This is a genomic window from Streptomyces hainanensis (assembly GCF_004348415.1).
Classification (GTDB): Bacteria; Actinomycetota; Actinomycetes; order Streptomycetales; family Streptomycetaceae; genus Streptomyces; species Streptomyces hainanensis.
The window spans coordinates 1-8,584 of sequence record NZ_SMKI01000342.1 but is presented as its reverse complement, the minus strand read 5'-3'; the positions used below and the strand labels follow the sequence as shown (position 1 = coordinate 8,584).

11 protein-coding genes are annotated in these 8,584 nt (G+C 71.7%); 2 read left to right on the top strand and 9 right to left on the bottom strand.

Features of this window, described 5'->3' with window-relative positions; genetic code table 11:
* Positions 1-17: 17 nt before the first annotated feature.
* From E1283_RS26195 to E1283_RS26165, 8 genes are all read right to left on the bottom strand, one after another.
* Positions 18-815, bottom strand: coding sequence for an ABC transporter ATP-binding protein (locus tag E1283_RS26195; protein WP_165956245.1), 798 nt, complete (start codon positions 813-815; stop codon positions 18-20).
* Entirely contained in the window at positions 812-1,954 is a 1,143-nt protein-coding gene (locus E1283_RS26190; RefSeq protein WP_132820619.1) for an LLM class flavin-dependent oxidoreductase, read from the bottom strand. Before E1283_RS26190 ends, E1283_RS26195 begins: the two co-directional genes overlap by 4 nt.
* A gap of 72 nt (positions 1,955-2,026) precedes the next feature.
* Positions 2,027-3,400, bottom strand: coding sequence for an LLM class flavin-dependent oxidoreductase (locus E1283_RS26185; RefSeq protein WP_132820618.1), 1,374 nt, complete (start codon positions 3,398-3,400; stop codon positions 2,027-2,029).
* A complete protein-coding gene (locus E1283_RS26180; protein WP_132820617.1) occupies positions 3,397-4,167 on the bottom strand; it encodes an ABC transporter ATP-binding protein in 771 nt (256 codons plus the stop codon). The genes E1283_RS26185 and E1283_RS26180 overlap by 4 nt, the downstream gene beginning before the upstream one ends.
* A complete protein-coding gene (locus tag E1283_RS26175) occupies positions 4,143-4,991 on the bottom strand; it encodes an ABC transporter permease (RefSeq protein ID WP_132820616.1) in 849 nt (282 codons plus the stop codon). Before E1283_RS26175 ends, E1283_RS26180 begins: the two co-directional genes overlap by 25 nt.
* Positions 4,988-6,052: an ABC transporter substrate-binding protein gene (locus E1283_RS26170; RefSeq protein WP_132820615.1), complete on the bottom strand. Its 1,065-nt coding sequence runs from the start codon at positions 6,050-6,052 to the stop codon at positions 4,988-4,990. Before E1283_RS26170 ends, E1283_RS26175 begins: the two co-directional genes overlap by 4 nt.
* Positions 6,053-6,167: 115 nt before the next feature.
* Entirely contained in the window at positions 6,168-6,242 is a 75-nt protein-coding gene (locus E1283_RS39995; protein WP_425086231.1) for a putative leader peptide, read from the bottom strand.
* A gap of 190 nt (positions 6,243-6,432) precedes the next feature.
* Positions 6,433-6,732: a hypothetical protein gene (locus E1283_RS26165; protein WP_132820614.1), complete on the bottom strand. Its 300-nt coding sequence runs from the start codon at positions 6,730-6,732 to the stop codon at positions 6,433-6,435.
* A gap of 149 nt (positions 6,733-6,881) precedes the next feature.
* On the opposite strand from E1283_RS26165, the gene E1283_RS26160 reads away from it, so the two are divergent.
* Positions 6,882-7,736 (top strand): helix-turn-helix domain-containing protein, encoded by an 855-nt coding sequence (locus E1283_RS26160; RefSeq protein WP_132820613.1) that lies wholly within the window; start codon positions 6,882-6,884, stop codon positions 7,734-7,736.
* Positions 7,737-7,747: 11 nt separating this feature from the next.
* Positions 7,748-7,957: a DUF397 domain-containing protein gene (locus E1283_RS26155; RefSeq protein ID WP_132820612.1), complete on the top strand. Its 210-nt coding sequence runs from the start codon at positions 7,748-7,750 to the stop codon at positions 7,955-7,957.
* 20 nt (positions 7,958-7,977) lie between these two features.
* Here the strand turns inward: E1283_RS26155 and E1283_RS26150 are convergent, their stop codons facing one another.
* Positions 7,978-8,499 carry a DUF6879 family protein gene (locus E1283_RS26150; RefSeq protein WP_132820611.1) on the bottom strand — a complete coding sequence of 174 codons (522 nt, stop codon included), beginning with the start codon at positions 8,497-8,499 and terminating at the stop codon, positions 7,978-7,980.
* Between the last annotated feature and the right edge of the window lie 85 nt (positions 8,500-8,584).

The following is an 8,584-nucleotide window of genomic DNA, read 5'->3' as shown; positions in this document are numbered from 1 at the left end:
GTGGCGGGGGCGTGCGGTCATCGGACTGCTTCCTGAGCGGGTGGTGTGGGCAGCGGACGGTGGTGGGGCACGCCGAGTCGGCGCAGGAGTTCGCCGCGCAGCGGCGGCAGGGTGGGGTCGTCGTGCGCGCGGGGGCGCGGCGCCGGGACGTCGAGGGTGGCGACGACGGAGGCGGGCCGGTCGCCGAGCAGCACGATCCGGTCGGCGAGCCGCAGCGCCTCGTCCACGTCGTGGGTGACCAGCAGCACCGTGGTGCCCTGGGTGCGCTGGACGTCGTCGAGCAGGTCCTGCATGCGCAGCCTGGTGAGCGCGTCCAGCGCGGCGAACGGCTCGTCGAGCAGCAGCACTCCCGGCCGTCTCGCCAGCGCCCTGGCCAGCGCGGCCCGCCCCGCCATGCCGCCGGAGACCTGGCTCGGCCGGTGCCCGGCGTAGGCGGCGAGGCCGACGACCTCCAGCCAGTGCGCCACCTCGGCCGCCCGCCCGGCGCGCGGCGTGCCCGGCGGCAGCCCGAAGGCGACGTTGGCGGCGAGGCCGCGCCACGACAGCAGCCGGGGATCCTGGAAGACGACCGCCGCCCGTGGATGCGTCCGGCGCACGGGGACGCCGTCCACCAGCACCTCGCCGGCGCTCGGCCGGTCGAGTCCGGCGATCAGCCGCAGCACCGTGGACTTGCCGGATCCCGAGGCGCCGAGCAACGCGACCGTCTCGCCGGCCGCGAGCGTCAGGCTCACGTCGGCGAGCACCCGGTGCTCGCCGAAGTGCCGTGACACGCCCCGCAGTTCGACGGAGGCCGGGGCCGCCTGGCGGGCGGTCACGAGCCCTGCCCCGCCCACACCTCGGCCAGCAGCTCGTAGGACCGCACCCGGTGCCGGTGGTCGTGGGTGATGGTGGTGACCAGCAGCTCGTCGGCGCCGGTCGCGTCGCGCAGCTCCCGCAGCAGCGCCGCCACCCGCTCCGGGGAGCCGACGAACCGGGTGTCGACACGGTCGGCCACCAGGGCGCGGTCGGCCGCGGTCCACGGTTCCCGCGCGGCCTCCTCCGGAGTGGGGTACGGCACCGCGCCGCCGCCCGCGCGGATGCTCCGCACCCACGGCCCGTAGCCGGCGGCGAGCTCACGGGCGGTGGCGTCGTCCTCGGCGACGACGACGTCCGCGGAGACCTGCACGTGCGGCCGGTCGAGCTCGGCCGAGGGGCGGAACGCCGCCCGGTAGGCGGCCACCGTCTCCAGCACCGTGCCAGGCGACACGTGGTAGTTGGCGGCGAAACGCAGCCCGCGCTCGCCCGCCACCCGCGCGCTCTCCCCGGCGCTGCTGCCCAGGATCCACAGCTGGAGGTCCGCGCCCTCCCCGGGCACGGCGTGCGCGGACAGGCCCTCGGGGGAGCGGTAGGTGCCGCCGACCAGGGCGCGGATGTCGTCCACCTGCTCGGCGTACACCGGGGGTTGGGCGCCCGGCAGGGCGAGCAGCCGCTGCTGGAGCCGGAAGCGGGGGGAGTCGAGCAGCCCCGACGGGTCGAACGGCGCCGGGATCAGCAGCGGGCCGATCCGGCGGGCCGCGCGGGGGGCCGCGCGGGGGGCCGGCGGCCTGGCGCCGTTCCTCGGCGCCCCGCGGTGCCCGGAGCGGCCGAGCCCCAGATCGATCCGGCCGGGGTGCAGCGCGTCGAGAAGGCCGAACTGCTCGACGACGGAGAGCGCGGTCTGGTGGCCGAGCTGCACCGCGCCCGAGCCGACCCGGATGCGGCTGGTGGCGCCGGCCACCAGCGCGATCACCAGGGCCGGCTGTGAGCCGGCCACCCCGGGTGCCAGATGGTGCTCGGCGATCCAGTATCTGAGGTAGCCGAACTCCTCGGCGCGGCGCGCCAGATCGAGGGTGTCGGCGAGTGCGGCGCCGGCCGTGGAGCCGGAGCCGATCGGCACCAGGTCGAGGACGGACAGCGGTACGGGCCCGGTGGACATGGCACGCCTTTCGGTCCGGAGAGGAGACGAGGACGGCCGGCGCACCGGAGGGGGGCGGTGGCCGGCCGCCGATCAGGGCGCGGCGGTGGCGGCCGCGGCCGCCGGCCGCTCGTGCCGGCCGGCGTACGTGCTGCGCGGCCGGGCCAGGCCGTAGTGGTCGCGCAGCGTCGTGCCGGCGTACTCGGCGCGGAACAGGCCCCGGCGGCGCAGGAGCGGCACCACCTCGTCGGCGAACACGTCGAACCCGCCGCTCAGCCACGGCGGCATCACGTTGAAGCCGTCGGCCGCCCCGCCCTCGAACCACTCCTGGATCTGGTCCGCCACCCGCTCCGGGGTGCCGACCGCCACCTGGTGGCCGCGGGCCCCGGCGAGCCGGTGCAACAGCTGTCGCAGGGTGGGCTGTTCGCGCTCGATGAGGTCGACGATCAGCTGGAAGCGGCTGGACTCGCCACGTTCCCCGCCGGTGTCGATCGCCTCGCGGGGCACCGGCCGGTCCAGGTCGGCGACCCCGAACCGGACGCCGAGCAGCCGCTCCAGCAGGTCGAGCGAGTACTCGGGCTGCGTCAGCTCGTTGAACTCGTCGTGCAGCGCCCGCGCCTCGGCCTCCGTGGAACCGATGAACGGGCTGATGCCCGGCAGCACCAGCACCTGGTCCTGGTCGCGGCCCAGCGCGGCGGCCCGCCGCTTGATGTCGGCGTAGAAGTCCCGCGCCGAGCCGAGCGTCTGGTGCGCGGTGAACACGGCCTCCGCGTAGCGGGCGGCGAACGCCCGGCCGTCCTCCGACGAGCCGGCCTGCACGTAGACCGGGCGGCCCTGCGGGGTGCGGGGCGTGTTGAGCGGCCCGCGCACCCTCAGGTGCCGGCCCTCGTGGTCGATCGGATGGATGCGGTCGGTGTCGGCGAACAGCCCGGAGCCCTGGTCGGCGATCAGCGCCTCGTCCTCCCAGCTGTCCCACAGCTTGGTCACCACGTCGAGGAACTCCCGTGCCCGGTCGTACCGTTCGGCGTGCACCGGATGCGCGTCGAGGCCGAAGTTCCCGGCCGCCTGCGGCGCCCCGGTGGTGACGATGTTCCAGCCGGCGCGCCCCTGGCTCAGATGGTCGAGGGAGGCGAGGAGCCGGGCCAGGTTGTAGGGCTCGGAGTAGGTGGTGGAGGCGGTGGCGATCAGCCCGATCCGGCTGGTGACCGCCGCCAGCGCGGCCAGCCAGGTGAACGGCTCCAGGCGGAACCGGCTGGCGTAGCGCACGTTGTCGGGCAACGAGGGCCCGTCGGCGAGGAACACCGCGTCCAGCTTGGCGGCCTCGGCGCGGCGGGCGATCTCCTGGTAGTAGCCGATGTCCAGGATCCGGTCCGGGGCCGAACCGTGGTAGCGCCAGGCCGCCTCGTGGTGGCCCCCCGGATAGACGAACAGGTTGAGCCGCAGCCGGCGTTCCTGGGTCCCGGTCATGCTTCCTCGACTTCCTTCACCTCGGGGGCGGCCACGTCGGTGTCGACGCCGAGGCGGGTCAACAGGTCGGCGCGCAGCGCCGCGTACTCGGGGCTGCCGGGCGCACGCGGCGCGGGCAGCGAGATCGTCTGGTCGGCGGCGATCCGGCCGGCGTCCAGCACCACCACGCGGTCGGCGAGCGCGATCGCCTCGTCCACGTCGTGGGTCACCAGCAGCACCGCCGGCCGATGCCGCTCACACAGCTGCCGCAGCAGCGCGTGCATCCGGATCCGGGTCAGCGCGTCCAGCGCGCCGAACGGCTCGTCGGCCAGCAGCAGTTCGGGCTCGCGCACCAGCGAGCGGGCCAGCGCGACCCGCTGCTGCTCGCCGCCGGACAGCTCCACCGGCCAGGCCCGCTCCCGCCCGGCGAGTCCGACCTCGGCCAGCGCCGTCGCCCCGCGCTCGTGTGCCCCCGGACCGGTGAGCCCCAGCGTCACGTTCTCCAACAGCCGCTTCCAGGGCAGTAGTCGGGCGTCCTGGAAGACCACCGAGACGTTCTCCGGCGCGTCGAGCCGCTCGAAGCCGGTCACGCCGTGGTCGATGCCGGCCAGTACCCGCAGCAGGGTGCTCTTGCCGGAGCCGCTGCGCCCGATCAGGGCCACGAACTCGCCGGGCCCGATGGTCAGATCGAGCGAGTCCAGCACCCGCCGTTCGCCGAACGCCCGTACCAGGCCCGTGATGTGGACGGCGGCCGTCCCCGTGCTCAGTCCGCCAGCGTGCGTCGCCATGACAGCGCCCTCCTCTGCACGAGCCGGACCAGGCCGTCGGAGACCAGGCCGAGCAGGCCGTAGACAACCAGGCCCACGATGATCACGTCGGTCTGTCCGTAGGTGCGCGCCAGCTCCATCATGTAGCCGATGCCGCTGGTGGCATTGACCTGCTCGACCACCACCAGCGCCAACCAGGCGTTGGTGACGGCGAACCGCATGCCGAGCAGGAAACCGGGCAGCGCCCCGGGCAGCACCACGTGCCGCAGGAACTGGAGATGGTTGAGCCGCACCGTCTCGGCCAGTTCGACGTAGCGACTGTCGATCGTCCGCAGCCCGTTGTGGGTGTGCACGTAGATCGGCACCAACACACCCAGGGTGATCGTCACGATCTTCATCGTCTCGCCGATGCCGAACCACAGGATCAGCAGCGGGATCAGCGCCAGCGACGGGATGGACCGCTTGATCTGCACCGGACCGTCGATCACGCCCTCGCCGAGTCGGCTGAGCCCGGCGACCACGGCCAGCACCAGGCCGGCCGCGACCCCGAACCCGAGTCCGGCCAGGGCCCGTTGGGCGGAGGTCCACAGGTTCTCCTGGAGCCGACCGTCCTCCGTCAACTCCCGGGCGGTCGCCACCACCTCCCAGGGCGCGGACAGGTTGCGTTCGTCGATCCAGCCGGCGGCCGAGCCGACCGACCAGATCGCGAGGAGCAGCAGCGGGCCGATCGCCCAGCCGTACGGGACGGGCCGCCCGGGGCCGAGCCGCCGCCGGCGACGACGAGGCGGCGCCGGCGGCCTCGCCACCTCGGGCGGCGCGTTCGACGGCGCCTCGGTGGTCGTCACGAGCCACCACTCCCGGCGTCGGCGAGCGCGTCCGCCGCCACCGTCTCGAAGCGGCGGTCGAACAGGGTCTCCGCGTCGAACGTCTCGCGGTCCAACTCGGCGGCCAGCAACTCGATGGTCTGCTGCTGCCGCTCGATCGCGTCGGACCAGTCGGACAGGAAGTCCGGATCGCCGTTCTGCTCCACCAGATACTCGCCGTCCTCGACGGACAGCCCCTGGTCCTCGACGTAGTAGCCCTGGATCCACTCCTCCGGGTGATCGTTGGCCCAGGTCAGCGCCTGCGCCCAGAGCCCGATGAACTCCCTGACGGCCGCCGCCTTCTGGGGATCGGCCACGGTGGAGGTGGGCACCCACAGATGCCCCGGGTCGTCGCGCAGCCCGTGGTGGATGGTGGTGCCGCCGTCCGGGCCGTACTGCTCGACGTAACGCCGGATGTTGACACCACCGATCGGTGCCACGTCCACCTCGCCGTTGCCGAGCGCCGTCGGGTACACGTCGCCGGTGCTGGGGATCTCCACCAGCTCCACGTCGTCCGTGGTGAGCCCCGCCGCGTCCAACACCCGCAGCACCAGGGCGCCCTGCGCCTGCCCCGGGCTGAACGCGATGCGCTTGCCGCGCAGGTCCGCCAGCGACTGGACGTCCGCGCCGGGCGCGATGCCGAGCTGGTAGATCGGGTGGTCGACCGGATCCTGCCGGAAGTTGGCGGCGACCAACTTGGTGTCGAGCCCCGTCCAGTGCGCGTGGATCGACGGGATCTCGGCCGCCGAGCAGACGTCGAGGGCATCGGCCCGGAACGCCTCCGAGCACTGCGGCCCGCCGCTGATGTTGGCCCACTCCACGGTGAAGGGGATCTCGTCGATCAGCCCGGAGAGCTCGAACGCGATCTGCGCCTCGGGCGTGCCGACGGTCAGGGTGGTCTCCGGGTCGACGGCTTCCGGTATCTCCGCCGCCGCCAACTCCTCGTCGGTGGCCCCGCTTTCCGCGTCGTCGGTGGCGCAGCCGACGAGCAGCGGCGGGGCGAAGAGGACGGCGGCGATCGCGACGTGTCTGAATCTGGGCATGGTGGTTCCTGGGAATTCGAGCGCGTGGGCAGCGAAAAGCGACGCGAACGGCCGTCCGGGAAACGTCGGGAGGCCGGCGCGGAAAAGGAGAAGAGGAGAGTGCGGAGAGCGAAGATCAGCGACACATGGCGGTCGCGACGCGCATGAGATCGACCGCGCGTCGCTGGCTGAGCTGGGAGAAGGTCCGCATGTCGAGAAATTAGCGAACACCCGGGCGAACGGTCAACAGGGCTTGCGAGGGCGTCATGGCCGTGCAATACGGCTTCATATTGCGACGGGAGAACCCGCATGTCAGCGGCGCCGATGAACACGGCGGAACAGAATATGAATTCACGCGGCTACGAGGAGGCCCAAGCACCACCCCGCACCCGTGCGTCCCCTCAGGCCCAGATCACGCGAACGGTGTTCCTGCTCCGCCGCGAGATCAGCTGAGCCGCCTCCTCCGGCGACCCCAACTCCGTGACGGTGAACCACCGGTCGCGGACGACCTGAGTCGGCCCATCGGGGTGAGCGAGGCACCACGCCGCGACGCCGGCGTCGAGATGCCCGGACTCGGTGGCGAACTCCTCGACCAGCGCGCAGAGTCGCGGAGCGGTGTCCTTGACGAGACTTTCGACCTCCCGGTCGAACCACTCCGGGCGGACGGGTTCCTTGTCGTCCTGTGGGGATCCGATGGCCATGGGAAACCTCCTGCGGTTTGCGGCGGTTGAACGACTGGCTGAGCATCACGCTATCCTCAGCGTCGAGATGCAATCCGCTGCGCGGGAAGATGTATCTCAACATCTACTCGTGTGGGTGACCGTATATTCGAACAAGGGGAGGGAACGCGATGGCTCGAGCGAAACTCCCGCCGACGGTCCGGCAACGTCGGCTGGGCAGCGAATTGCGCCGGCTGCGTGAGCGCGCAGACCTTTCCGCGACGCGCGCTGGTCAGCTGTTTGGGGCCACCCAGGCCCGTATCAGTTACATCGAGGCTGGTGGCTACGCGGTGAGCGCCGAGCGGGTCCGAGCCTTGGCACGCCTCTACTCCTGCGCAGACGAGCGTTTGGTCGAGGCATTGGCCGGCATGACCGGTGGGAGGACTCGGGGCTGGTGGGACGAGTACCGGCACGTGCTGCCCACTGCCGCGCTGGATCTGGCCGAGTTGGAACACCACGCTCGATTCGTGCGCGTGGTGTCCGTGGTCCACGTGCCCGGTTTGCTTCAGACTCCGGAACACGCCCGGGCCGTGGTGAGCGATGTGGTGCCGGCACTGGCACCTGCCGAGGTGGAGCGGTGGGTTTCCCACAGGATCAAGCGGCAGGGCATTCTGTATGGCGATGCCTCGACACCACTCACCGCGGTTGTCCACGAGGCTGCTCTGCGCATGGCCTTCGGCGGTCGCACGACGGCGCGGGCTCAACTCGCGGTTCTCCTGTCCAGAAGCGAGGCGCCGAACATCACCTTGCGGATCATCCCCTTCGCGGTGGGCACGTTCCCGAGCGCCGGGCACAGCGTCGACCAGATCGGAGGCAGCATCCCGGAACTGGACACCATCCAACTCGATACCGACCACGGTTCGTGGTTCTTGGATGCTCCTTCGCAACTGGTGAGGTACCGAATGATGTTGGATCGCATGGAGGCGAGTAGCCTCTCGCCTGACGCCTCTCGTGACCTGATTCGTAGCATCGAGAAGAGCCTGTGAAGGGATACCTGATGGATCTCGTGAAGTGGCAGAAGTCTTCGTTCAGCGGCCAGGCGTCCAACTGCGTGAATCTCGCCGCCGTGTCCAGCGGCACCGTCTGGATGCGCGAGAGTGACGACCCGGCTGTGGTGTTGGCCACCACCCCGGCAGCGCTGAGTGGCCTGCTTGCGGCCATACGTATGGGCTGTCTGCCCGCGACCTCAGCCCGCGAGATCGGTTGATCCACCAGGACTGACGCGGGTCAGACCTTGTAGTCCTCGTGCACGATGGCCCGCTGCCACGCCGCTTCGAACGCCCTGGCGCACAACGAGGCGATCGCGGGGTCGTCGCTCATTTCCGGCTCGACGGCGTCACCGTCGCCCGAGAACAGATTGAACCGTGTCAGTCGCCCGTCGATGAGCCAGAAGTCCGCCGAGGGTAGCGGGATGCCGAGCGCCTGGCGGCGCGGCAGCCAACGCACCTCCTCGCCGGCCTCGATGTTCAGTGGCGTGGTGAAGTGCTCGAACTTGACGTAGTCGGAGACGGGTTCGGACACGATGCGAACCCGGCGGACGGCCACGCCGCGCCCGACCGTCCGAGACACCAGGTCGAACCACTCCGCGAGCACGCCGCGAGCGTGTTCGTGGGTCCACCGGCCCGCCTCCCAGCGGGCCACGTCCTCGCGCTCCTCCGCCACGGCATAGGTGTCCCGCATCTCCAGATGAAGGGCTGAGTGCCGGGCGGAGCCGAGCAGTTCGTCGAAACCAGGGACCTTCGGCTTCATCGCACGCCCTCCCGATGATCTCGACCACGCGGTGGTCCGACGATCGGCGAGCGCCGGGGCGCGCGTCAAGGGCGCGGGCGGGCGG

Bases quoted from the DNA above. Each gene is read 5' to 3' on its own strand.
- E1283_RS26150 (WP_132820611.1), bottom strand. From the start codon at position 8,499: ATGAAGCCGAAGGTCCCTGGTTTCGACGAACTGCTCGGCTCCGCCCGG.
- E1283_RS26160 (WP_132820613.1), top strand. From the start codon at position 6,882: ATGGCTCGAGCGAAACTCCCGCCGACGGTCCGGCAACGTCGGCTGGGC.
- E1283_RS26170 (WP_132820615.1), bottom strand. From the start codon at position 6,052: ATGCCCAGATTCAGACACGTCGCGATCGCCGCCGTCCTCTTCGCCCCG.
- E1283_RS26185 (WP_132820618.1), bottom strand. From the start codon at position 3,400: ATGACCGGGACCCAGGAACGCCGGCTGCGGCTCAACCTGTTCGTCTAT.
- E1283_RS26155 (WP_132820612.1), top strand. From the start codon at position 7,748: ATGGATCTCGTGAAGTGGCAGAAGTCTTCGTTCAGCGGCCAGGCGTCC.
- E1283_RS26190 (WP_132820619.1), bottom strand. From the start codon at position 1,954: ATGTCCACCGGGCCCGTACCGCTGTCCGTCCTCGACCTGGTGCCGATC.
- E1283_RS26180 (WP_132820617.1), bottom strand. From the start codon at position 4,167: ATGGCGACGCACGCTGGCGGACTGAGCACGGGGACGGCCGCCGTCCAC.
- E1283_RS26165 (WP_132820614.1), bottom strand. From the start codon at position 6,732: ATGGCCATCGGATCCCCACAGGACGACAAGGAACCCGTCCGCCCGGAG.